This window comes from Pseudomonas sp. GYB4201 (assembly GCF_056312595.1).
The window spans coordinates 35,907-59,773 of the sequence record NZ_JBWGIG010000038.1; the positions used below are offsets into that span (position 1 = coordinate 35,907).

The 23,867-nt window shown below is 57.2% G+C and carries 23 protein-coding genes, 4 tRNA genes and 1 rRNA gene; all 28 read right to left on the bottom strand.

Translation table 11 applies throughout. The features are described from left to right. Positions 1-10 precede the first annotated feature (10 nt). Entirely contained in the window at positions 11-343 is a 333-nt protein-coding gene (gene rplV / locus AC0Z2B_RS26530; RefSeq protein ID WP_003103908.1) for a 50S ribosomal protein L22, read from the bottom strand. An 11-nt stretch (positions 344-354) separates the two neighbouring features. Next, positions 355-630: a 30S ribosomal protein S19 gene (gene rpsS, locus AC0Z2B_RS26535; RefSeq protein WP_002555486.1), complete on the bottom strand. Its 276-nt coding sequence runs from the start codon at positions 628-630 to the stop codon at positions 355-357. 16 nt (positions 631-646) lie between these two features. Continuing rightward, a complete protein-coding gene (gene rplB / locus AC0Z2B_RS26540; protein WP_416427122.1) occupies positions 647-1,471 on the bottom strand; it encodes a 50S ribosomal protein L2 in 825 nt (274 codons plus the stop codon). Positions 1,472-1,485: 14 nt separating this feature from the next. Then, the gene (gene rplW / locus AC0Z2B_RS26545; RefSeq protein WP_008374165.1) at positions 1,486-1,785 is read right to left on the bottom strand and encodes a 50S ribosomal protein L23; all 300 of its coding nucleotides are present in this window, start codon (positions 1,783-1,785) and stop codon (positions 1,486-1,488) included. Then, on the bottom strand, positions 1,782-2,384 hold the full coding sequence (rplD, locus tag AC0Z2B_RS26550; protein ID WP_008374167.1) for a 50S ribosomal protein L4: 603 nt from the start codon (positions 2,382-2,384) through the stop codon (positions 1,782-1,784). The genes rplW and rplD overlap by 4 nt, the downstream gene beginning before the upstream one ends. Before the next feature lie 12 nt (positions 2,385-2,396). Continuing rightward, entirely contained in the window at positions 2,397-3,032 is a 636-nt protein-coding gene (rplC, locus tag AC0Z2B_RS26555) for a 50S ribosomal protein L3 (protein WP_007924205.1), read from the bottom strand. An 81-nt stretch (positions 3,033-3,113) separates the two neighbouring features. Further along, a complete protein-coding gene (gene rpsJ / locus AC0Z2B_RS26560) occupies positions 3,114-3,425 on the bottom strand; it encodes a 30S ribosomal protein S10 (protein WP_003186070.1) in 312 nt (103 codons plus the stop codon). Positions 3,426-3,566: 141 nt separating this feature from the next. Further along, positions 3,567-4,760: an elongation factor Tu gene (gene tuf / locus AC0Z2B_RS26565; RefSeq protein WP_010220303.1), complete on the bottom strand. Its 1,194-nt coding sequence runs from the start codon at positions 4,758-4,760 to the stop codon at positions 3,567-3,569. 31 nt (positions 4,761-4,791) lie between these two features. After that, positions 4,792-6,894, bottom strand: a complete 2,103-nt coding sequence (fusA, locus tag AC0Z2B_RS26570) for an elongation factor G (protein ID WP_416427123.1) — start codon at positions 6,892-6,894, stop codon at positions 4,792-4,794. Positions 6,895-6,924: 30 nt separating this feature from the next. Continuing rightward, positions 6,925-7,395, bottom strand: coding sequence for a 30S ribosomal protein S7 (gene rpsG, locus AC0Z2B_RS26575; protein ID WP_002555493.1), 471 nt, complete (start codon positions 7,393-7,395; stop codon positions 6,925-6,927). 119 nt (positions 7,396-7,514) lie between these two features. After that, complete coding sequence (rpsL, locus tag AC0Z2B_RS26580) at positions 7,515-7,886, bottom strand: 30S ribosomal protein S12 (protein ID WP_003186084.1); 372 nt, start codon at positions 7,884-7,886, stop codon at positions 7,515-7,517. 206 nt (positions 7,887-8,092) lie between these two features. After that, the gene (rpoC, locus tag AC0Z2B_RS26585; protein WP_476300613.1) at positions 8,093-12,292 is read right to left on the bottom strand and encodes a DNA-directed RNA polymerase subunit beta'; all 4,200 of its coding nucleotides are present in this window, start codon (positions 12,290-12,292) and stop codon (positions 8,093-8,095) included. 64 nt (positions 12,293-12,356) lie between these two features. Then, positions 12,357-16,430 (bottom strand): DNA-directed RNA polymerase subunit beta, encoded by a 4,074-nt coding sequence (gene rpoB / locus AC0Z2B_RS26590; RefSeq protein ID WP_416427124.1) that lies wholly within the window; start codon positions 16,428-16,430, stop codon positions 12,357-12,359. Between the two features lie 219 nt (positions 16,431-16,649). After that, the gene (gene rplL, locus AC0Z2B_RS26595; protein WP_027982001.1) at positions 16,650-17,015 is read right to left on the bottom strand and encodes a 50S ribosomal protein L7/L12; all 366 of its coding nucleotides are present in this window, start codon (positions 17,013-17,015) and stop codon (positions 16,650-16,652) included. A 74-nt stretch (positions 17,016-17,089) separates the two neighbouring features. Then, the gene (gene rplJ / locus AC0Z2B_RS26600; protein WP_416427126.1) at positions 17,090-17,590 is read right to left on the bottom strand and encodes a 50S ribosomal protein L10; all 501 of its coding nucleotides are present in this window, start codon (positions 17,588-17,590) and stop codon (positions 17,090-17,092) included. A gap of 201 nt (positions 17,591-17,791) precedes the next feature. Next, positions 17,792-18,487 carry a 50S ribosomal protein L1 gene (gene rplA / locus AC0Z2B_RS26605; RefSeq protein WP_416427127.1) on the bottom strand — a complete coding sequence of 232 codons (696 nt, stop codon included), beginning with the start codon at positions 18,485-18,487 and terminating at the stop codon, positions 17,792-17,794. Then, positions 18,487-18,918, bottom strand: a complete 432-nt coding sequence (rplK, locus tag AC0Z2B_RS26610) for a 50S ribosomal protein L11 (RefSeq protein ID WP_416427128.1) — start codon at positions 18,916-18,918, stop codon at positions 18,487-18,489. Before rplK ends, rplA begins: the two co-directional genes overlap by 1 nt. 117 nt (positions 18,919-19,035) lie before the next feature. Continuing rightward, complete coding sequence (gene nusG, locus AC0Z2B_RS26615; RefSeq protein ID WP_108240418.1) at positions 19,036-19,569, bottom strand: transcription termination/antitermination protein NusG; 534 nt, start codon at positions 19,567-19,569, stop codon at positions 19,036-19,038. Positions 19,570-19,578: 9 nt separating this feature from the next. Next, complete coding sequence (secE, locus tag AC0Z2B_RS26620) at positions 19,579-19,947, bottom strand: preprotein translocase subunit SecE (protein ID WP_027981997.1); 369 nt, start codon at positions 19,945-19,947, stop codon at positions 19,579-19,581. Between the two features lie 46 nt (positions 19,948-19,993). Further along, positions 19,994-20,069, bottom strand: a tRNA-Trp gene (locus tag AC0Z2B_RS26625). Between the two features lie 95 nt (positions 20,070-20,164). After that, a tRNA-Thr gene (locus tag AC0Z2B_RS26630) sits at positions 20,165-20,240 on the bottom strand. Between the two features lie 26 nt (positions 20,241-20,266). Then, a tRNA-Gly gene (locus AC0Z2B_RS26635) sits at positions 20,267-20,340 on the bottom strand. A gap of 23 nt (positions 20,341-20,363) precedes the next feature. Further along, positions 20,364-20,448 (bottom strand) — tRNA-Tyr (locus tag AC0Z2B_RS26640). Between the two features lie 148 nt (positions 20,449-20,596). Continuing rightward, a complete protein-coding gene (locus AC0Z2B_RS26645) occupies positions 20,597-21,043 on the bottom strand; it encodes a hypothetical protein (protein ID WP_416427129.1) in 447 nt (148 codons plus the stop codon). A gap of 7 nt (positions 21,044-21,050) precedes the next feature. After that, positions 21,051-21,800: a pantothenate kinase gene (locus tag AC0Z2B_RS26650; protein WP_476300616.1), complete on the bottom strand. Its 750-nt coding sequence runs from the start codon at positions 21,798-21,800 to the stop codon at positions 21,051-21,053. Continuing rightward, the gene (gene birA, locus AC0Z2B_RS26655; protein WP_476300618.1) at positions 21,790-22,749 is read right to left on the bottom strand and encodes a bifunctional biotin--[acetyl-CoA-carboxylase] ligase/biotin operon repressor BirA; all 960 of its coding nucleotides are present in this window, start codon (positions 22,747-22,749) and stop codon (positions 21,790-21,792) included. Before birA ends, AC0Z2B_RS26650 begins: the two co-directional genes overlap by 11 nt. An 83-nt stretch (positions 22,750-22,832) precedes the next feature. After that, on the bottom strand, positions 22,833-23,408 hold the full coding sequence (locus tag AC0Z2B_RS26660; protein WP_476300620.1) for a hypothetical protein: 576 nt from the start codon (positions 23,406-23,408) through the stop codon (positions 22,833-22,835). Between the two features lie 265 nt (positions 23,409-23,673). Next, positions 23,674-23,789: ribosomal RNA gene (gene rrf / locus AC0Z2B_RS26665) — 5S ribosomal RNA — on the bottom strand. Positions 23,790-23,867 lie beyond the last annotated feature (78 nt).

Consider the following 23,867-nt stretch of genomic DNA (forward strand, 5'->3'; position numbering starts at 1 on the left):
ATCGACTCCGTTACTTGTCAGCAACCTTGACAGTGATATGGCAAGACCGCTTGACGATGCGATCAGCCCGGCCTTTGGCACGAGGCATGATGCGCTTCAGCGAACGCCCTTCGTTAACGAAAACGGTGGAGACCTTCAGGTCATCAACGTCTGCGCCTTCGTTGTGCTCGGCGTTGGCTACGGCCGACTCCAGCACTTTCTTCATGATTTCCGCGGCTTTTTTACTGCTAAAAGCCAGCAGGTTGAGCGCTTCGCCCACCTTCTTCCCGCGGATCTGGTCGGCGACCAAGCGGGCTTTCTGGGCGGAGATTCGAGCGCCCGACAACTTAGCGGCTACTTCCATTTCCTTACCCCTTAACGCTTGGCTTTCTTGTCAGCCACGTGCCCGCGATAGGTGCGGGTACCGGCGAACTCGCCCAGTTTGTGGCCGACCATGTCTTCGTTCACGAGAACTGGGACGTGCTGACGACCGTTGTGTACTGCGATGGTCAGACCGACCATTTGTGGCAGGATCATCGAACGACGCGACCAGGTCTTAACTGGTTTGCGATCGTTCTTTTCCGCCGCCACTTCGATCTTCTTCAGTAGGTGAAGATCAATAAAAGGACCTTTTTTCAGAGAACGTGGCACTGTCGTATCCCTCTATTTACTTGCGACGACGGACGATCATTTTGTCGGTACGCTTATTACCACGAGTCTTAGCACCCTTAGTCGGGAAGCCCCATGGCGATACCGGATGACGACCACCGGAGGTACGACCTTCACCACCACCATGCGGGTGGTCAACCGGGTTCATGGCAACACCACGAACGGTTGGGCGAACGCCACGCCAGCGTTTGGCACCAGCTTTACCCAGCGAACGCAGGCTGTGCTCGGAGTTCGAGACTTCGCCCAGGGTCGCACGGCACTCAGCCAGTACTTTACGCATTTCACCAGAGCGCAGACGCAGGGTCACGTAGACACCTTCGCGAGCGATCAGCTGAGCCGAAGCACCAGCGGAACGAGCGATTTGAGCACCTTTGCCCGGCTTCAGTTCGATGCCGTGAACGGTGCTACCTACTGGGATGTTGCGCAGTTGCAGGGAGTTGCCTGGCTTGATTGGAGCCAGAGCGCCTGCGATCAGCTGGTCGCCAGCACTCACGCCTTTAGGGGCGATGATGTAGCGGCGCTCGCCGTCTGCGTACAGCAGCAGCGCGATGTGAGCAGTACGGTTTGGATCGTATTCGATACGCTCGACGGTGGCAGCGATGCCATCCTTGTCGTTGCGACGGAAGTCGACCAGACGGTAATGCTGCTTGTGACCACCACCTACGTGACGAGTAGTGATGCGGCCATTGTTGTTACGACCACCAGACTTCGATTTTTTCTCGAGCAGCGGTGCGTGAGGAGCGCCTTTGTGCAGCTCCTGGTTGACCACCTTGACCACAAAACGGCGGCCAGGGGAAGTCGGTTTGCATTTAACGATTGCCATGATGCACCCCTTCCTTACTCAGCACTGCTGCTGAAATCGAGATCTTGGCCTGGCTGAAGGGAGATAACTGCCTTCTTCCAGTCATTACGCTTGCCCAGACCGCGAGCAGTGCGCTTGGTTTTACCCAGAACATTCAGGGTAGTCACGCGCTCTACTTTCACGCTGAACAGGCTTTCGACGGCCTTCTTGATTTCCAGCTTGGTTGCATCAGTAGCAACCTTGAAAACGAACTGACCTTTTTTGTCTGCCAGAACCGTAGCCTTCTCGGAAACGTGCGGGCCAAGCAGAACTTTAAATACGCGTTCCTGGTTCATCCCAGCAGCTCCTCGAATTTCTTCACGGCCGACACGGTGATCAACACCTTGTCGTATGCGATCAGACTAACTGGATCGGAACCTTGCACGTCACGTACGTCGACGTGAGGCAGGTTGCGAGCAGCCAGGTACAGGTTCTGATCAACAGCGTCAGACACGATCAGGACGTCAGTCAGACCCATGCCATTCAGCTTGTTCAGCAGGTCTTTGGTTTTTGGAGCTTCAACAGCGAAGTCCTGAACCACGACCAGACGATCGGTACGTACCAGCTCAGCAAGGATGGAGCGCAGGGCAGCGCGGTACATCTTCTTGTTCAGCTTTTGCGAGTGGTCCTGAGGACGCGCTGCAAAGGTGGTACCGCCGCCGCGCCAGATTGGGCTACGGATGGTACCGGCACGAGCACGGCCAGTACCTTTCTGACGCCATGGGCGCTTGCCGCCACCGGAAACGTCGGAACGGGTTTTCTGCTGCTTGCTACCTTGACGGCCGCCAGCCATGTAGGCCACGACTGCTTGGTGAACCAGCGTCTCGTTGAACTCGCCGCCGAAAGTCAGTTCGGAAACTTCGATCGCTTGAGCGTCATTTACATTTAATTGCATTTCAGCTTCCCCTTAACCGCGAGCCTTGGCTGCCGGACGCACAACCAGGTTGCCGCCGGTAGCGCCAGGAACAGCGCCCTTGACGAGCAGCAGATTGCGTTCAGCGTCGACGCGCACAACTTCCAGGGACTGCACGGTCACGCGCTCAGCGCCCATATGACCGGACATTTTTTTGCCCTTGAATACACGACCAGGAGTCTGGCACTGGCCGATAGAGCCAGGGACGCGGTGGGAAACGGAGTTACCGTGGGTGTTGTCTTGACCGCGGAAGTTCCAACGCTTGATGGTACCGGCAAAGCCTTTACCCTTGGACTGACCGGTAACGTCTACCAGTTGGCCTGCAGCGAAGATTTCAGCATTGATCAAGTCGCCAGCCTGGTACTCGCCTTCTTCAAGGCGGAATTCCCAGACACCGCGACCAGCGGCAACGTTCGCTTTAGCGAAGTGACCTGCTTGAGCAGCAGTCACACGCGAAGCACGACGCTCACCTACAGTGACTTGCACTGCACGATAGCCATCGGTTTCTTCAGTTTTGAACTGGGTGACGCGATTCGGCTCGATCTCAATGACCGTGACCGGAATGGAGACACCTTCTTCGGTGAAAATACGGGTCATACCGCATTTACGACCGACTACACCAATAGTCATGTTGTAAACCTCATGAGTGTACGGGGCTTTCACCCGCTATGGCCGCCCATTTCAGAGCGTTACACGACTAAGACCCGAGTCTTAGCCGAGGCTGATCTGCACTTCCACACCTGCCGCAAGATCAAGCTTCATCAGCGCATCAACGGTTTTATCCGTTGGTTGGACGATGTCCAGAACGCGCTTATGAGTACGGATCTCGTACTGGTCACGCGCGTCTTTGTTGACGTGCGGGGAGACCAGAACGGTGAACCGCTCTTTGCGAGTAGGCAGTGGAATTGGACCACGCACTTGAGCACCAGTACGTTTCGCGGTTTCCACGATTTCCTGGGTGGATTGGTCGATCAGGCGATGGTCAAAAGCCTTCAACCTGATACGGATTTGCTGATTTTGCATTGGATTTCAGACTCCAGGCTGCTATTCCCACCGGACGCACTACGCCCGATAAAAGGAGGCGTGATTCTATAGACGGGCCCATTGGGTGTCAACCGAATAAAAAAAACCCCCGCTGAGCGGGGGTTTTTCCTAGCTCATCGATTACTCGATGATCTTGGCTACGACGCCAGCGCCGACGGTACGACCGCCTTCACGGATGGCGAAACGCAGGCCGTCTTCCATTGCGATGGTCTTGATCAGGGTAACAGTCATCTGAATGTTATCACCTGGCATTACCATTTCAACGCCTTCTGGCAGTTCGCAGTTACCGGTTACGTCAGTGGTACGGAAGTAGAACTGAGGACGGTAGCCTTTGAAGAACGGAGTGTGACGGCCGCCTTCTTCTTTCGACAGAACGTAGACTTCTGCGGTGAACTTGGTGTGCGGCTTGACCGAACCTGGCTTGACCAGAACCTGGCCACGCTCAACGTCGTCACGCTTGGTACCACGCAGCAGAACGCCGCAGTTCTCGCCAGCACGACCTTCGTCCAGCAGCTTGCGGAACATCTCAACACCGGTGCAGGTGGTGGTGGTGGTGTCACGCAGACCAACGATTTCCAGGGCGTCTTGAACGCGGACGATACCACGCTCGATACGACCGGTAACAACGGTACCACGACCCGAGATCGAGAATACGTCTTCGATTGGCATCAGGAACGGCTTGTCGATAGCGCGCTCAGGCTCTGGGATGTAGCTGTCCAGAGTCTCAACCAGCTTCTTGACAGCGGTGGTGCCCATTTCGTTGTCGTCTTTGCCTTCCAGCGCCATACGAGCCGAACCGATGATGATCGGGGTGTCGTCGCCTGGGAAGTCGTAGGTGGACAGCAGGTCGCGAACTTCCATCTCAACCAGTTCCAGCAGCTCAGCGTCGTCTACCAGGTCAGCCTTGTTCAGGAAGACCACGATGTACGGAACGCCTACCTGACGGGACAGCAGGATGTGCTCACGGGTTTGTGGCATCGGACCATCGGCGGCCGAGCAAACCAGGATCGCGCCGTCCATCTGGGCAGCACCGGTGATCATGTTCTTCACGTAGTCAGCGTGACCTGGGCAGTCAACGTGAGCGTAGTGACGAATGTTCGAGTTGTACTCGACGTGCGCGGTGTTGATGGTGATACCACGAGCTTTTTCTTCTGGAGCCGAGTCGATCTTGTCGAACTCAACAACGGCCGAACCGAAAACTTCGGAGCAGACGCGAGTCAGAGCAGCGGTCAGGGTGGTTTTACCGTGGTCAACGTGGCCGATGGTGCCAACGTTTACGTGAGGTAGGGAACGATCAAATTTTTCTTTAGCCACGACAGTGAACTCCTAGCCTAAAGGGGCTGAATCAGCCTTGTTTTTTAACGATAGCTTCGACGATGTTCGACGGAGCTTCGGAGTATTTGGAGAATTCCATAGAGTAGCTCGCGCGACCCTGAGACATGGAACGGACGTCGGTCGCATAACCGAACATCTCACCCAGCGGAACTTCGGCGCGGATAACTTTGCCGGAAACCGTGTCTTCCATACCCTGGATCAGACCGCGACGACGGTTCAGGTCACCCATCACGTCGCCCATGTAGTCCTCAGGTGTTACAACTTCGACCTTCATGATCGGCTCAAGAACAACACCGCCACCTTTGGTAGCCAGTTGCTTGGTCGCCATGGAGGCTGCCACCTTGAACGCCATCTCGTTGGAGTCGACGTCGTGGTAAGAGCCATCGAAAACGGTCGCCTTCAGGCCGATGAGCGGATAGCCGGCAACAACACCGTTCTTCATCTGCTCTTCAATGCCCTTCTGGATAGCAGGGATGTATTCCTTAGGAACCACACCGCCCACTACTTCGTTCACGAATACCAGACCTTCCTGACCTTCGTCTGCCGGAGCAAAACGGATCCAGCAATGGCCGAACTGGCCACGGCCGCCGGACTGGCGAACGAACTTGCCTTCGATCTCACAGTTCTTAGTGATCTTCTCACGGTAAGAAACCTGTGGTTTACCGATGTTGGCTTCAACGTTGAACTCACGGCGCATCCGGTCAACCAGGATGTCCAGGTGCAACTCGCCCATACCCGAGATGATCGTTTGACCAGTCTCTTCGTCGGTCTTGACGCGGAAAGAAGGGTCTTCCTGAGCGAGTTTGCCCAGTGCGATACCCATTTTTTCCTGGTCATCCTTGGTCTTTGGCTCAACGGCAACCGAAATAACCGGCTCCGGGAAGTCCATGCGAACCAGGATGATTGGCTTGTCAGCGGAGCACAGGGTGTCACCAGTGGTGACGTCCTTCATGCCGATCAGGGCCGCGATGTCGCCAGCGCGTACTTCCTTGATCTCTTCGCGGGTGTTTGCGTGCATTTGCACCATACGACCCACGCGCTCTTTCTTGCCCTTGACCGAGTTGATCACGCCGTCGCCGGAGCTCAACACGCCCGAGTAAACGCGAGCGAAGGTCAGGGTACCCACGAATGGGTCGGTAGCGATCTTGAACGCCAGAGCCGAGAACGGCTCGCTGTCGTCTGCATGACGCTCCATGGCAACAGTCTCGTCATCCGGGTCGGAACCCTTGATGGCAGGAATGTCGACAGGTGCTGGCAGGTAGTCGATAACGGCGTCCAGAACCAGGGGCACGCCCTTGTTCTTGAACGAGGAACCGCAAACGGCCAGAACGATTTCGCCGGCGATAGTACGCTGACGCAGGGCAGTCTTGATCTCTTCGATCGACAGCTCTTCGCCTTCCAGGTACTTGTTCATCAGCTCTTCGCTGGCTTCGGCGGCAGCCTCAACCATGTTGCTGCGCCACTCTTCAGCCAGTTCCTGCATGTCGGCAGGGATAGCTTCGCGACGAGGGGCCATGCCCTTGTCAGCGTCATCCCAGTAGACAGCTTCCATGGTCATCAGATCGATCTGACCCTGGAACTCGTCTTCCGCGCCGATTGCCAGCTGGATTGGCACCGGGGTGTGACCCAGGCGCTGCTTGATCTGACCTACAACGCGCAGGAAGTTAGCGCCTTGACGGTCCATCTTGTTGACGTAAACCAGACGTGGAACGCCGTATTTGTTGGCTTGACGCCATACGGTTTCCGACTGTGGCTCAACGCCCGAGGTACCGCAGAACACAACGACAGCACCGTCGAGTACGCGCAGCGAACGTTCTACTTCAATGGTGAAGTCAACGTGGCCGGGGGTATCGATGATGTTGAAGCGGTGCTTCTCGAACTGCTTGACCGAACCAGCCCAGAAGGCGGTAGTAGCAGCGGAAGTAATGGTAATACCCCGCTCCTGCTCTTGCACCATCCAGTCCATGGTCGCGGCGCCATCATGCACCTCGCCCATTTTGTGGTTTACGCCTGTGTAGAACAGGACGCGCTCGGTGGTCGTGGTTTTACCCGCGTCCACGTGAGCAACGATACCGATGTTACGGTAGCGTTTGATATCAGTTGTACGAGCCATAAAGCCCTCGCAAAATAATTGACGCTGGATTTAGAAGCGGTAGTGCGAGAACGCTTTGTTGGCTTCAGCCATACGGTGAACGTCTTCACGCTTCTTAACTGCAGCACCTTTGCCTTCGGCAGCGTCCAGCAGTTCGCCGGCCAAGCGCAGAGCCATGGACTTCTCACCGCGCTTGCGCGCGAAGTCTACCAGCCAGCGCATTGCCAGGGCGTTACGACGGGAAGGGCGAACTTCGACCGGAACCTGGTAAGTAGCACCGCCTACACGGCGCGACTTTACTTCGACCAGCGGAGCGATGGCGTCGAGAGCTTTCTCGAAGATTTCCAGTGGGTCGCTGTTCTTGCGTTCTTTAACCTTTTCCAGCGCGCCATAAACGATACGCTCGGCAACGGCTTTCTTGCCGCTTTCCATCACGTGGTTCATGAACTTGGCCAGGATCTGGCTGCCGTATTTTGGATCGTCAAGCACTTCGCGCTTGGCTGCTACGCGTCTTCTTGGCATGGATAAGCCCTCAAACGGTCTTCAGGTTAGCTCGGGACATCCCACCCTGAGGTGCGGGACCCGACCTTACTCTTATCGACTCAGAAAAATAGATAATTGCAATGTGCTGCAAGCGGCCATTACTTCGGACGCTTGGTACCGTACTTCGAACGACCTTGGTTACGACCTTTGACGCCGGAAGTATCCAGGGAGCCGCGAACGGTGTGGTAACGAACACCTGGCAAGTCTTTTACACGACCGCCGCGGATCAGTACCACGCTGTGCTCTTGCAGGTTGTGGCCTTCACCACCGATGTACGAGGAAACCTCGAAACCGTTGGTCAGGCGCACACGGCATACTTTACGCAGTGCCGAGTTAGGTTTTTTCGGCGTGGTGGTGTACACACGGGTGCACACGCCACGACGTTGCGGGCAGTTCTGCAGCGCAGGTACGTCGGATTTCTCGACGATACGCTTACGCGGCTGACGTACCAGCTGGTTGATAGTTGCCATCTACTAGCTCCACTGTTGTCTTGCGACGCTATTGTCTTGCAAGAAAAGCAAAATGGCAGGACATACGTCCCGCCAGATTTAGGGGTACAAGAGTCTAAAGAGGATCTTGCCCCCAGTCAAGGCAAGGCCCCGCCCTCCCCGACCAGCCGAGCCTGGACATTGTGTGTCCAGGTTCGTCAGTCGCAGACGCCGGGGCCCTGCTCTTTTCAGTTACCGCTGGAGTTCAGCGCTTCAGTCAGTGCCGCTTCGACTTCGCTCGCGCTTACACGCAACGGTTTGTCAGCATCACGGCGACGCTTGCGCTCGCTGTGGTATGCCAGACCGGTACCGGCCGGGATCAGACGACCCACGACCACGTTTTCTTTCAGGCCGCGCAGGTAGTCGCGCTTGCCGGTTACCGCCGCTTCGGTCAGTACGCGGGTGGTTTCCTGGAAGGAAGCCGCCGAGATGAACGATTCGGTGGACAGCGAGGCCTTGGTGATACCCAGCAGCACACGGGTGTACTTGGAGATGAACTTGTCTTCCGATGCCAGGCGCTCGTTCTCGCCCAGTACCTGAGTCAGTTCCATCTGGTCGCCCTTGATGAAGCTGGAGTAACCCGACTCGGCGATCTCGACCTTGCGCAGCATCTGACGCAGGATGGTCTCGATGTGCTTGTCGTTGATCTTCACGCCTTGCAGACGGTAAACGTCCTGGATCTCGTTGACGATGTACTTGGCGAGCGCGCTCACACCCAGCAGACGCAGGATGTCGTGCGGATCGCTAGGACCGTCGGAGATAACTTCGCCGCGGTTCACTTGTTCGCCTTCGAAGACGTTCAGGTGACGCCACTTCGGAATCAGCTCTTCGTACGGATCGCTGCCGTCGTTCGGGGTAATGACCAGGCGGCGCTTGCCCTTGGTCTCTTTACCGAACGCGATGGTGCCGCTGACTTCAGCCAGAATCGAGGCTTCTTTCGGACGACGCGCTTCGAACAGGTCGGCAACGCGTGGCAGACCACCGGTGATGTCACGGGTCTTGGAGGTTTCTTGTGGAATACGGGCGATAACGTCACCCACACCCACTTGCACACCATCCGCAACACCAACGAGGGCGTTGGCCGGCAGGAAGTACTGGGCCGGTACGTCGGTACCTGGCAGCAGCAGATCCTTACCATCGACACCCACCATCTTGACCGCTGGTCGAATTTCTTTACCAGCTGCAGGACGGTCTTTGACGTCCAGTACTTCGATGTTGGTCAGACCGGTCAGTTCGTCGGTCTGGCGCTTGATCGTAATACCTTCTTCCATGCCCACGAAGGTCACGGTACCTTTCATTTCGGTAACGATCGGGTGAGTGTGCGGGTCCCACTTGGCCACGATGGCACCAGCGTCGACCTTGTCGCCTTCCTTCACCGAGATCACGGCACCGTACGGCAGCTTGTAGCGCTCGCGCTCACGACCGAAGTCGTCGGCGATAGCCAGCTCACCGGAACGCGACACAGCAACCAGGTTGCCGTCGGCACGCTCTACGTGTTTCAGGTTGTGCAGACGAACCACACCACCGTTCTTCACCTGGACGCTGTCGGCAGCCGAAGTACGGCTTGCAGCACCACCGATGTGGAACGTACGCATGGTCAGCTGGGTACCCGGCTCACCGATGGACTGGGCAGCGATAACGCCGACCGCTTCACCGATGTTCACCTGGTGACCACGAGCCAGGTCACGACCGTAGCACTTGGCGCAGATGCCGTAGCGGGTTTCACAGCTGATCGGCGAGCGAACGATCACTTCGTCGATGCTGTTGAGTTCGATGAACTCTACCCACTTCTCGTCTACCAGGGTGCCGGCAGGGACGATGACTTCGTCGGTGCCTGGCTTGAACACGTCACGGGCGATAACACGACCCAGTACACGTTCACCCAGCGGCTCTACAACGTCGCCGCCTTCAATGTGCGGGGTCATCAGCAGACCCTGCTCGGTGCCGCAGTCGATCTCGGTAACCACCAAGTCTTGCGCCACGTCTACCAGACGACGAGTCAGGTAACCGGAGTTAGCGGTTTTCAACGCGGTATCCGCCAGACCCTTACGAGCACCGTGAGTCGAGATGAAGTACTGGAGTACGCTCAGACCTTCACGGAAGTTCGCGGTAATTGGCGTCTCGATGATCGAGCCGTCCGGCTTGGCCATCAGGCCACGCATACCAGCCAGCTGACGAATCTGAGCTGCCGAACCCCGGGCACCGGAGTCAGCCATCATGTACATCGAGTTGAAGGATTCCTGGTCAACTTCGTTGCCGTGACGGTCGATGACCTTCTCTTTCGAGAGGTTGGACATCATCGCCTTGGAAACTTCGTCGTTGGCCTTGGACCAGAGGTCGATCACCTTGTTGTACTTCTCGCCCTGGGTTACCAGGCCGGAAGCGTATTGGCTTTCGATCTCTTTCACTTCGTCGGTCGCGGTACCGATGATGCGAGCTTTCTCATCCGGGATAACGAAGTCGTTAACACCGATGGAAACACCCGAAATCGTCGAGTAGGCGAAACCGGTGTACATCAACTGGTCAGCGAAGATAACGGTCTCTTTCAGACCAACCACGCGGTAGCACTGGTTGATCAGCTTGGAGATCGCCTTCTTCTTCATCGGCGTGTTGACGACGTCGAACGACAGGCCTGGTGGAACGACCTGGAACAGCAGCGCACGGCCGACGGTGGTGTCGACGATACGGGTGTTCTTGACGCTGCCGCCATCACGATCGTTTACAGTCTCGTTGATGCGCACTTTGATTTTTGCGTGCAGAGCTGCTTCGCCGGCGCGGAATACGCGGTCGACTTCCTGCAGGTCGGCAAACACGCGGCCTTCGCCCTTGGCGTTGATCGCTTCACGGGTCATGTAGTACAGACCCAGTACAACGTCCTGCGAAGGAACGATGATTGGCTCACCGTTGGCTGGCGACAGGATGTTGTTGGTCGACATCATCAGCGCACGGGCTTCGAGCTGGGCTTCCAGGGTCAGCGGTACGTGGACCGCCATCTGGTCGCCGTCGAAGTCGGCGTTGTACGCGGCACAGACCAGAGGGTGCAGCTGGATAGCCTTACCTTCGATCAGTACTGGTTCAAACGCCTGGATACCCAGACGGTGAAGGGTCGGTGCACGGTTGAGCAGCACGGGGTGTTCGCGAATCACTTCGGCGAGCACGTCCCACACCTCTGGCAGCTCGCGCTCGACCATCTTCTTGGCGGCCTTGATGGTGGTCGCCAGACCACGCATTTCCAGCTTGCCGAAGATGAACGGCTTGAACAGCTCCAGGGCCATCTTCTTTGGAAGACCGCACTGGTGCAGGCGCAGGGTCGGGCCTACGGTAATTACCGAACGACCCGAGTAGTCAACGCGCTTACCGAGCAAGTTCTGACGGAAACGACCCTGCTTACCCTTGATCATGTCAGCCAGGGATTTCAGAGGACGCTTGTTCGAACCGGTGATGGCGCGACCGCGACGACCGTTGTCCAGCAGGGCATCGACCGCTTCCTGCAGCATGCGCTTTTCGTTGCGCACGATGATGTCAGGAGCCGACAGGTCCAGCAGGCGCTTCAGACGGTTGTTACGGTTGATCACTCGACGATACAGGTCGTTGAGGTCGGAAGTCGCGAAGCGACCGCCATCCAGTGGAACCAGTGGACGCAGGTCTGGCGGCAGAACCGGCAGAACGGTCAACACCATCCACTCAGGCAGGTTGCCGGAACCCTGGAAGGCTTCCATCAACTTCAGGCGCTTGGACAGCTTCTTGATCTTGGTTTCCGAGTTGGTCTGCGGAATCTCTTCGCGCAGGCGGCCGATCTCGTGTTCCAGGTCAATGGCGTGCAGCAGCTCGCGGACAGCCTCGGCACCCATGCGGGCGTCGAAGTCGTCACCGAACTCTTCGAGGGCTTCGAAGTATTGCTCGTCGTTCAGCAGCTGACCCTTCTCCAGGGTAGTCATGCCCGGGTCGATAACGACGTAGCTCTCGAAGTAGAGCACGCGTTCGATATCACGCAGGGTCATGTCCATCAGCAGGCCGATACGCGACGGCAGCGACTTCAGGAACCAGATGTGGGCAACTGGCGAGGCCAGTTCGATGTGCGCCATGCGCTCACGACGAACCTTGGCCAGCGCGACTTCAACGCCGCACTTCTCGCAGATCACACCACGGTGTTTCAGGCGCTTGTACTTACCGCACAGGCACTCGTAGTCCTTGACTGGGCCAAAGATCTTGGCGCAGAACAGGCCGTCACGCTCAGGTTTGAACGTACGGTAGTTGATGGTTTCCGGCTTTTTAACTTCACCGAACGACCACGAACGGATCATCTCAGGCGACGCCAACCCGATACGGATTGCGTCAAACTCTTCGACTTGACCCTGGTTTTTCAGCAAATTCAGTAGGTCTTTCAAGGCCTTTCCTCCTGGCGGAGCAGGGAGCAGGCTTTAGGGGCCTGCTCCCGATTCGCGTCGCGTGTTATTCGGTTTCCAGATCGATATCGATACCGAGGGAACGAATCTCTTTGATCAACACGTTGAAGGACTCGGGCATGCCCGGCTCCATACGGTGATCGCCGTCCACGATGTTCTTGTACATCTTGGTACGACCGTTCACATCGTCCGACTTCACTGTGAGCATTTCTTGCAGGGTGTAGGCAGCACCGTAAGCTTCCAGTGCCCAGACCTCCATCTCCCCGAAACGCTGACCACCGAACTGAGCCTTACCACCCAGCGGCTGCTGGGTAACCAGGCTGTAGGAACCAGTGGAACGCGCGTGCATCTTGTCGTCCACCAAGTGGTTCAGTTTCAGCATGTACATGTAGCCAACAGTAACGTGACGCTCGAACTTGTTGCCGGTACGGCCGTCGAACAGCTGCATCTGGCCGCTTTCTGGCAGGTCTGCCAGTTTCAGCATGGCCTTGATTTCGCTTTCCTTGGCACCGTCGAATACCGGGGTGGCCATAGGCACGCCGCCACGCAGGTTCTTCGCCAGGTCCAGGATTTCCTGGTCGCTGAAGCTTTCCAGGTTCTCTTGGCGGCCACCGATCTCGTTGTAGATCTCGGTGAGGAACTTGCGCAGTTCGATGACTTTACGCTGCTCTTCGAGCATGCGGTTGATCTTTTCGCCCAGGCCCTTGGCCGCGAGGCCCAGGTGGGTTTCCAGGATCTGACCGACGTTCATACGCGAAGGTACGCCCAGCGGGTTGAGGACCACGTCCACAGGCGTGCCGTTGGCATCGTGCGGCATGTCTTCAACCGGCATGATCACGGAGACCACACCTTTGTTACCGTGACGACCGGCCATCTTGTCGCCCGGCTGGATGCGGCGACGGATTGCCAGGTAAACCTTGACGATTTTCAGCACGCCTGGAGCCAGGTCATCGCCTTGCTGCAGTTTGCGCTTCTTGTCTTCGAACTTGTCGTCCAGCAGGCGACGGCGATCAACGATGTACTGCTGGGCACGCTCCAGCTGCTCGTTGAGGGCGTCTTCGGCCATGCGCAGTTTGAACCACTGGCCGTGCTCCAGACCGTCCAGGACTTCGTTGGTGATTTCCAGACCTTTCTTCAGGCCGGCACCACCATCGACGATCTGGCCAACCAGGGCCTGACGCAGACGCTCGAAGGTTGCGCCTTCGACGATACGGAACTCTTCGTTGAGGTCCTTGCGGATCTCGTCCAGCTGGCTCTTCTCGATCGACAGCGCACGAGCGTCACGCTCAACGCCGTCACGGGTGAAGACCTGTACGTCGATGACAGTACCCTTGGTGCCGGTAGGCACGCGCAGGGAGGTGTCCTTAACGTCGCTGGCTTTCTCACCGAAGATGGCGCGCAGCAGTTTTTCTTCCGGAGTCAGTTGGGTCTCGCCTTTCGGAGTGACCTTGCCGACCAGGATGTCGCCGGCGCCGACTTCGGCACCCACGTAGACGATACCGGCTTCGTCCAGCTTGTTCAGCGCTGCTTCACCCACGTTCGGGATGTCAGCGGTGATTTCCTCTGGGCCAAGCTTGGTGTCACGGGCCACACAGGTCAGTTCCTGGATGTGGATCGTGGTGAAGCGGTCTTCCTGAACCACACGCTCCGACAGACAGATGGAGTCTTCGAAGTTGAAACCGTTCCAGGCCATGAACGCGATGCGCATGTTCTGACCCAGTGCCAGTTCACCCATGTCGGTGGACGGGCCGTCGGCCATGATGTCGCTGCGCTGAACGCGGTCACCCTTGCTCACCAGCGGACGCTGGTTGATGCAGGTGTTCTGGTTCGAACGGGTGTATTTGGTCAGGTTGTAGATGTCTACACCGGCTTCGCCTGGCTCGACTTCATCGTCTGCCACGCGAACAACGATACGGCTGGCATCGACGGAGTCGATCACGCCGCCACGACGGGCCACGACGCAAACGCCGGAGTCACGGGCAACGTTGCGCTCCATGCCGGTACCTACCAGCGGCTTGTCGGCGCGCAGGGTCGGTACAGCCTGACGCTGCATGTTGGAACCCATCAACGCACGGTTGGCGTCGTCGTGCTCCAGGAACGGAATCAGCGAGGCTGCGACCGAGACTACCTGCTTGGGCGAAACGTCCATCAGGGTAACGTCTTCAGGCGCCTTCACGGTGAATTCGTTCAGGTGACGTACGGCTACCAGTTCGTCGATCAGGACCTTGTTCTCGTTCATGGTCGCCGAAGCCTGCGCGATCACGTGATCGGCTTCTTCGATGGCGGACAGGAACACGATCTCGTCGGTGACCACACCCTCTTTAACAACGCGGTACGGGCTTTCCAGGAAGCCGTACTGGTTGGTGCGAGCGTATGCAGCCAGGGAGTTGATCAGGCCGATGTTCGGACCTTCAGGGGTCTCGATCGGGCACACGCGACCGTAGTGAGTCGGGTGTACGTCACGGACTTCGAAGCCTGCGCGCTCACGGGTCAGACCACCTGGGCCGAGTGCGGAGACACGACGCTTGTGGGTAATTTCCGACAGCGGGTTGTTCTGGTCCATGAACTGCGACAGCTGGCTGGAACCGAAGAACTCTTTCACCGCGGCCGCTACCGGCTTGGCGTTGATCAGGTCCTGAGGCATCAGGCCTTCGCTTTCGGCCATCGACAGGCGTTCCTTGACCGCACGCTCAACGCGCACCAGGCCAACACGGAACTGGTTCTCGGCCATTTCGCCTACGCAGCGAACACGACGGTTACCCAGGTGGTCGATGTCGTCGACGATGCCCTTGCCGTTACGGATGTCGACCAGGGTCTTCAGTACGGCAACGATGTCTTCCTTGCTCAGCACGCCCGAACCTTCGATCTCGGTACGACCGATACGACGGTTGAACTTCATGCGACCTACAGCAGACAGGTCGTAGCGCTCTGGGCTGAAGAACAGGTTGTTGAACAGGGTCTCGGCAGCATCCTTGGTTGGCGGCTCGCCAGGACGCATCATGCGGTAGATCTCGACCAGCGCTTCCAGTTGGTTGGCGGTGGAGTCGATCTTCAGCGTGTCGGAGATGAACGGACCGCAGTCGATGTCGTTGGTGTACAACGTCTCGATACGGACGACCTGGGCCTTGGCGATCTTCACCAGCAGCTCGGTGCTCAGTTCAGTGTTGCACTCGCAAAGGATTTCACCGGTTGCCGGGTGAACGATGGCCTTGGCGGTAGTGCGACCCAGCACGTAGTCCAGCGGAACTTCCAGCTCTTTGATGCCGGCCTTTTCCAACTGGTTGATGTGACGGGCAGTGATACGACGGCCCTGTTCGACGATGACCTTGCCGGTACCATCGAGGATGTCCAGGACAGCGATTTCACCACGCAGGCGCTGAGGCACCAGTTCCAGGCTGAGCTTTTCGCCCTGCACGTGGAATACGTTGGTGGTGTAGAAGGCATCGAGGACTTCCTCGGTGCTGTAGCCCAGTGCGCGCAGCAGTACCGACGCAGGCAGCTTGCGACGACGGTCGATCCGGACGAATACACAGTCTTTCGGGTCGAATTCGAAGTCCAGCCACGAGCCGCGGTAAGGAATGATGCGGGCCGAGTACAACAGTTTGCCGGAGCTGTGAGTCTTGCCACGGTCGTGGTCGAAGAACACACCTGGCGAACGGTGCAACTGGGAGACGATAACGCGCTCGGTACCGTTGATTACGAAGGTACCGTTTTCGGTCATCAGGGGGATTTCCCCCATGTAGACTTCCTGCTCCTTGATGTCCTTGATCGCTTTGTTCGACGATTCTTTGTCGAAAATGATCAGGCGTACTTTTACCCGCAAAGGTACGGCGTACGTTACGCCACGCAATACGCATTCTTTGACATCAAAGGCCGGTTCGCCCAGGCGATAACCAACGTACTCCAGAGCAGCGTTGCCGGAGTAGCTGATGATCGGGAAAACGGATTTGAAGGCCGCATGCAGACCGACGTCACGGAACTGGTCCTTGGTCGCGCCCGCCTGCAAGAATTCGCGATACGAATCCAGCTGGATAGCCAAGAGGTACGGTACGTCCATGACGTCCGGCAACTTGCTAAAGTCCTTGCGGATACGTTTTTTCTCAGTGTATGAGTAAGCCATCAGCGTTCCCCAGCTTGGTCACCTGCTTGTTTGGCCTCCCCCGACGGGAGCGGCCAGAAAATCGTGCAAACCCCTTGGTTTGCGCCACCGTCATCGGTGGTTGAAGCACGTTAGAGGCGCTGACCTGATCAGCAGCCAATAACGGAAAAAGGCCGGTGGCATGAGCCACCAGCCATCAGCCGTTCGCTTGACGCTCGGGCTGGAGACGCAAGGTCGAAATTACTTGACTTCGACTTTGGCGCCTGCTTCTTCCAGCTTCTTCTTGGCGTCTTCAGCGGCTTCTTTCGAAACGCCTTCAGCAACGACCTGAGGAGCGGTGTCAACTTTCTCTTTGGCTTCTTTCAGGCCCAGACCGGTCAGTTCACGAACTGCCTTGATCACGTTGACCTTCTTCTCGCCAGCTTCAACCAGAACAACGTTGAACTCGGTTTGCTCTTCAACAACAGCGGCAGCAGCAGCTGGACCAGCCGAAGCAGCAGCAGCGGTAACACCGAATTTTTCTTCGAAAGCTTTGATCAGCTCAACAACTTCCATTACGGACATTGCGCCAACGGCTTCGAGGATTTGCTCTTGAGTAACGGACATGACTCTTTTCCTGAATTGGGGGACGGCCTACGCGACCATCGAAATAAACAAAAAACGCGAGAAGCGAGCGGCCCTTAGGCTGCAGCGGCTTCTTTCTGGTCGCGCAGTGCCGCCAGAGTACGAGCCAGTTTGCTGGTAGCGCCTTGAATCACGCTCATCAGCTGGGAAATGGCTTCGTCACGGGTCGGCAGCGTTGCCAGCACGTCGATCTGATTAGCTGCGAGGAACTTGCCCTCGAACGCAGCTGCCTTGATCTCGAACTTGTCCTGACCTTTAGCGAACTCTTTGAAGATACGAGCAGCAGCGCCCGGATGTTCTTTGGAGAAAGCGATCAAGGTCGGGCCTTTGAACACGTCGTTGAGGATCGAGTAATCGGTGCCTTCAACAGCGCGCTTGAGCAGGGTGTTACGTACGACACGTACGTATACGCCAGCTTCGCGGGCCTCTTTACGGAGTCCGGTCATAGCGCCTACAGTCACACCACGGGCATCAGCCACGACAGCGGACAGGGCACCTTTGGCAGCCTCGTTGACTTCAGCGACGATGGCCTTCTTGTCTTCGAGTTTAATTGCCACGGGTTTAACTCCTGCTTGTTACCGTTTCATCTGGCCTGGGCCGGATGTCGTTTTGGTGTCTAGTTCCAAAAAGGAACCGGGAGCACCATCTGCGTAGGCTTGTGGTTTAAGACTTGCGTCGCCTACGGTCTTGGATAGCCCCCGCAAAGCAGGGACCCCAATTTTTTCAACAGGGGTGATCGCTCACCCCTGCTTTACGTCTTAAGCGGTCAGGGAACCCTGGTCGATGACCAGACCTGGGCCCATGGTGGTGCTCAGGGTAACGCGCTTGACGTAGATACCTTTCGAGGAAGCTGGCTTGATACGCTTCAGATCAGCGATCAGGGCTTCAACGTTTTCCTTCAGCTTGGTGGCTTCGAAGCCAACCTTGCCAACGGAGGTGTGGATGATGCCGTTTTTGTCGGTGCGGTAGCGAACCTGACCAGCCTTGGCGTTTTTAACCGCGGTGGCTACGTCTGGAGTCACGGTACCGACTTTCGGGTTAGGCATCAGGCCACGTGGACCCAGGATCTGACCCAGTTGACCTACAACGCGCATGGCATCAGGCGATGCGATGACTACGTCATAGTTCAGGTCGCCGCCTTTCATTTCGGCAGCCAGATCGTCCATGCCAACGCGGTCTGCGCCTGCAGCCAGGGCAGCTTCAGCAGCTGGACCTTGGGTGAAGACAGCAACACGTACGGTCTTGCCAGTGCCGTGTGGCAGCACGGTAGCGCTACGTACGACCTGGTCGGATTTACGTGGGTCAACGCCCAGGTTCACGGCGACGTCGAACGACTCGCTGAACTTGACGGTCGACAGCTCAGCCAGCAGAGCGGCGGCTTCTTCGAAGTTGTAGACTTTGCCAGCTTCGATTTTGGAAGCAATAGCCTTTTGGCGCTTGGTCAGCTTAGCCATTACACACCCTCCACGTTGAGGCCCATGCTGCGAGCCGAGCCAGCGATGGTGCGCACGGCGGCGTCCATGTCGGCAGCGGTCAGGTCAGCATTTTTGACCTTGGCGATTTCTTCCAGCTGAGCACGGGTCACGGTACCGACTTTAACGGTGTTCGGACGTGCGGAACCGCTGGTCAGGCCAGCAGCTTTCTTCAGCAGAACCGAAGCTGGGGTGCTTTTGGTTTCGAAGGTGAAGCTACGGTCACTGTAGACAGTGATGATAACTGGAGTTGGCAAGCCGACTTCTTGACCCTGAGTACGGGCGTTGAAGGCCTTGCAGAATTCCATGATGTTCACGCCATGTTGACCCAGAGCCGGGCCGACGGGCGGGCTAGGGTTGGCCTGGCCGGCCTTTACTTGCAGCTTGATGTAAGCCGTGATCTTCTTAGCCATGAGCTACTCCAATATCGGGTACGAACGCCAATTCAGGCTCCCCGGTTGCTTGCGTTTTATCCCAGAGACGACAAAACCCCGCAGCTTACGCCTGCGGGGCATGGGATATGCCTTCAATCAGACCTTTTCGACCTGACTGAACTCGAGCTCTACCGGAGTAGAGCGTCCGAAAATGAGCACAGCCACTTGGATCCGGCTCTTTTCGTAGTTGACCTCTTCGACGGTACCGTTGAAATCCGCGAACGGACCATCGGTAACGCGAACAACCTCGCCCGGCTCGAACAGAGTCTTGGGCTTTGGCTTGTCGCTGCCGTCAGCGACGCGACGAAGGATAGCTTCAGCTTCCTTGTCGGTGATTGGTGCAGGCTTGTCAGCGGTACCGCCGATGAAGCCCATCACGCGAGGAGTGTCCTTGACCAAGTGCCAAGTACCCTCGTTCATTTCCATCTGGACCAGCACATAGCCTGGGAAGAACTTACGTTCGCTTTTGCGCTTCTGGCCATTGCGCATTTCTACCACTTCTTCAGTGGGGACCAGAATTTCGCCAAAACCGTCTTCCATGCCAGCCAGCTTTACACGCTCGATCAAAGAGCGCATAACATGCTTCTCGTAACCCGAGTAGGCATGCACAACGTACCAACGCTTAGCCACGGGACACCCTTAGCCGACGATCAAGGAAACAAGCCAGCCGAGCAGGGAATCAAGACCCCACAACAGCAACGCCATGACCAGTACGACCGCCACTACGATCAGCGTGGTCTGCGTGGTCTCTTGGCGAGTTGGCCATACGACTTTACGGATTTCGGTACGAGCTTCCTTTGCCAGGACGAAGAACGACTTGCCTTTGGCGGTCTGCAGCGCGGTGAACGCAGCTACACCAGCAATGACGAGCAGTGCAAGCACCCGGTACAGGATCGGAGATGCGTGGTAATACTGATTACCAACCACGCCAACCACCACCAAAGCGACAACAACCAGCCACTTGAGCAGATCAAAGCGAGAGTCTTGGGCTTCAGCCTTAGGGGTCATCTAGGAGGATCCTGTGAAAAGAAAGCCAGACATCACCGAGTGAAGCTGGCAGGTCAGGAGGGAATCGAACCCCCAACCTACGGTTTTGGAGACCGTCGCTCTGCCAATTGAGCTACTGACCTAGAAACATAATCAGGCCGACCAGTATGCCGGACCGAATAAGCGATTACAACCACTTATAAAACAAAGGCAGATATTTTCATATCTGCCTGTGTAATGGAGCTCTTGAGCGGATTTGAACCGCTGACCTCACCCTTACCAAGGGTGTGCTCTACCAACTGAGCTACAAGAGCGAAACACTTTGCACAACCAGCAAACTTGGAGCGGGTAGCGGGAATCGAACCCGCATCATCAGCTTGGAAGGCTGAGGTTCTACCACTAAACTATACCCGCGGAGCTTGCTGCTCACGCTAAATTGGTGGAGGGGGAAGGATTCGAACCTTCGAAGTCTGAGACGTCAGATTTACAGTCTGATCCCTTTGGCCGCTCGGGAACCCCTCCTGAGCGTGGGCGGCATTATCAACCTCTGCCGTCCTTCTGTCAAGCGTTTTTTTCAATTAAATCTGAAAGTTAGCTTAGTTTGACAGTCGCTTCACACCTTGAGCGTTTCCGCTTATCGCTGTGGAGCGGGCGCCATTCTATGCAGGATTCAAGAACCTTGCAACCCCTCACACAACATTATTTTCTGTTTTAAGTCTTTGAAATCATTGGAAAGTCTCTGGAGCAGGGTTTCGTCCAGCAAACGCCGGCTTTCGGGCGCAATTCGCAGCCAGTGAAAAACACCTTCGGGGCTGCCAACCGGCACCGCGCGAGCGGAAATATCCAGGCTGGTGAGGCGTTGCTCGATAGGCGCCAGCTGTTCAGGCCGCGAAAAGCCGCCCAGGTACAGGCAGTTTTCATCACGCGCCGGCGGCTTGGCTGCAGCCGCAGCACGTGCACGTGCGTCATCGGACTCACTCAGCAGGCGAATATCCTGCTGGGAGCCCTTGTAGAGCGACAGCGAGGTCACTTCCTTGGGCCTCAGCGGCGCTTCCTGCTGGTGCCATACAAAGTAGAAAACGTTGAGTACCAGCAGCAGGAGAAATAACCAGCGCATAATCACCTCAGGCCACCGGACAAGCGATGGCCAGGCCAACGAAGACAAGATCAGGAATGACGCTGGCACCTGGCACTGTATCCTTTACCAGCTCGGCATCGCCACCTGTGAGATACAGCGTGAAGTCATCACCCCACAGCTGCGCTGCCTGCTCGACCTGGGTGAGCACGAAGCCGCGCATCATCTGTGTGCAACCACGCTCCACTGCCTCTACCGTATTGCGCCCGGGCGCCAGGCTGCCGTGGGCGCGCTCGGCGGATTGGTCGTCATAGCGAATCTTGCGGGTATGGGTGCGCAGCTGCCCGCGCATCAGCGGCATGCCCGGGCAGATGAACCCACCCAGGTGCTCGCCATCCGGGGCGACGAAGTCGGAAGTGACGGCAGTGCCCAGGTCGATGACCACACACGCGCGCCCTGCCAGTTTATAACCCGCTACCAGGGCCACCCAACGGTCGAGCCCCAGGCGTTCGAACTCCTGGTAACCGTTGCGCACCCCCACCAATGTTTGCGCAGGACGCGCACAGACAGGCTGTACGGAAAACTCACTGGCCAGCAGCGCCATCAGGCGACTGGTCTCGTCTTCGTTGCGAACACTCACCAGGCGACAATGCAGCAGCTGCAGGCCATCGATCGACTTCACCGCCTCGACCAGTACCTGGTCGGCGTCCACGACGCCACCGGCAAGGCGCGCACCGCCCTCACCCGCGATGACTCGCCATTTGATGAAACTGTTACCACAGTCCAGCTCAAGAATCATTGCGCAACCTCAGGCTGAGCTCACCACCGCTAAAGCTTTTTTCCACGCCATCAACCTCGAGGCGCAATGCGCCCTGGTGGTCGATGCCCAATACCACGCCGTCTATCTGGTTGACGCCGGCGATCAGCGACACCGCGCGCCCTTGCCAGACGTGATTTGCCTCCCATAGCGCCTGGATGGCTGCGAAACCCTGCTCGCGATGCAAGGCCAGGTATTGCTCCAGGCGCTGGTTGAGGATGGCCACCAGCTGATTACGATCAATGGCCTTGCCGGCCTCCAGCTGCATGGAGGTCCACTGCTGATCGACTGCATCGGTTGCCTGCATGTTCACATTGATGCCAATGCCCAGCACCACATGGCAGACATCGGCAGGGTCGCCCACCAGCTCCAGAAGAATGCCAGCTATTTTGCGCTGGTCCACCAACAGGTCATTGGGCCATTTCAGCCCGGCCTTGGCGATTCCCAGCTCACGCAGGGCCTGCATCACCGCCACACCCACGACCAGGCTCAAACCTTCGAGCTGGCGCAGGCCGCCATCGATGCGCAGCACCAGGCTGTAATAGAGGTTTTCTGCGAACGGGCTGACCCAAGCGCGCCCACGACGCCCCCGCCCTGCCGACTGCCGTTCAGCCAGCACAAGGAAAGGCGCACTCTCCCCCCTGGCGATGGCCCGTAGCGCCTCGGCGTTGGTGGAATCAATGGAATCAAAGATCGAGGTCGGCCAGCCTGGGGCGCCTGCATAGGCGTCTATGGCTTCCGCCTCCAGCAACGCCAAGGGCGCAGCCAACTGATAACCGCGGCCTCGGACCTTGTGGATAGGGAGATTGAGCTCGGCCTCCAGGTGCTGCAGCTGCTTCCAGACAGCGCTGCGGCTGATACCCAGGGCGGCTCCCAAGTCTTGCCCGGAATGGAAGCGACCATCCTTCAAGAGATTCAACAACGTCAACATGCCAGATTCGCCTCACAATGAGGCAGGCATGATAGCCATGCTGGTGGCTGTTGCATAGAAACAGCCACCAGCCTGAGGCTCGGCTATTTACCTCCGATACTCAGTATCCGCAGGCCAAACTGCGCAGCCCTGCCGGACTGGACGTTCAGGTGATACTTGTCCTTTTCCGTCAGCAAATTAACCTCGCGCCCGGGGAGATCGACGATTTTAATGTTCCATTCCACATCGCCCACTCTTAGCGTTGTCGGGTTCAATCCCTTCAAGCTCCACAGCGGTGGCACCAGGTAGTCCTGTAGCTGCCTGCTGAAGTCACCGAACGACGTTAGTGCGTTCAGCCAATGCGGTGACAAAGGATACAAACCCAGGTAGCCATTGCGGCTGGAGTCGAGGCGGCCGGCATTGCGATAGGGGAAATTATTACGGTGCCAGGCAATGACCTCATAGTAGAAGCCGCTGTCACTGTGGTAGCAATTGAAACCGTAGGTAAATTTTGAATCTCTAGGCGCTGGCGTTCCAGGCTCGCCGGTCCACAACCAGCCCTTGTCGTAGGCTGGGTCCATTTGTGCGTTAGTAACGAAGACATATTCCGAATCGGCAGCCGAAGCTTGCCACAATAATTCGGCAGTAAAGCTCAATTCCGGTTGATGCTTGAACCCCATGATGTCGCTCCTTGCATAACGTCCATGTGAGGCAGCAGCGTAAAGGAGGCATGGCAGGACAGTCAGAAGGAAAATGCCCGCAAAAAACTCATCCCCCGTAGCAGCTGCCGAAGGCGGCGTCCAAGGTTTGCAGAGTGCCCGGTCGGTGCGCGGGGGCTTCGGACGCGGCCTGCGGCCGCTGCTACGGGGTTGCCGGAAATATTCTTGAACGCCAGAAAAGACAAAACCCCCACCTGCCTTCGCAGATGGGGGTTTCGGAATTTAATCTTGACGATGACCTACTCTCACATGGGGAAACCCCACACTACCATCGGCGATGCATCGTTTCACTACTGAGTTCGGGATGGGATCAGGTGGTTCCAATGCTCTATGGTCGTCAAGAAATTCTGTAGCCAGGATGCCCTTTGGGTGGCATTCCAGCGAATCGGGTATGTGATGGTATTTGTGAATCAGCAAACT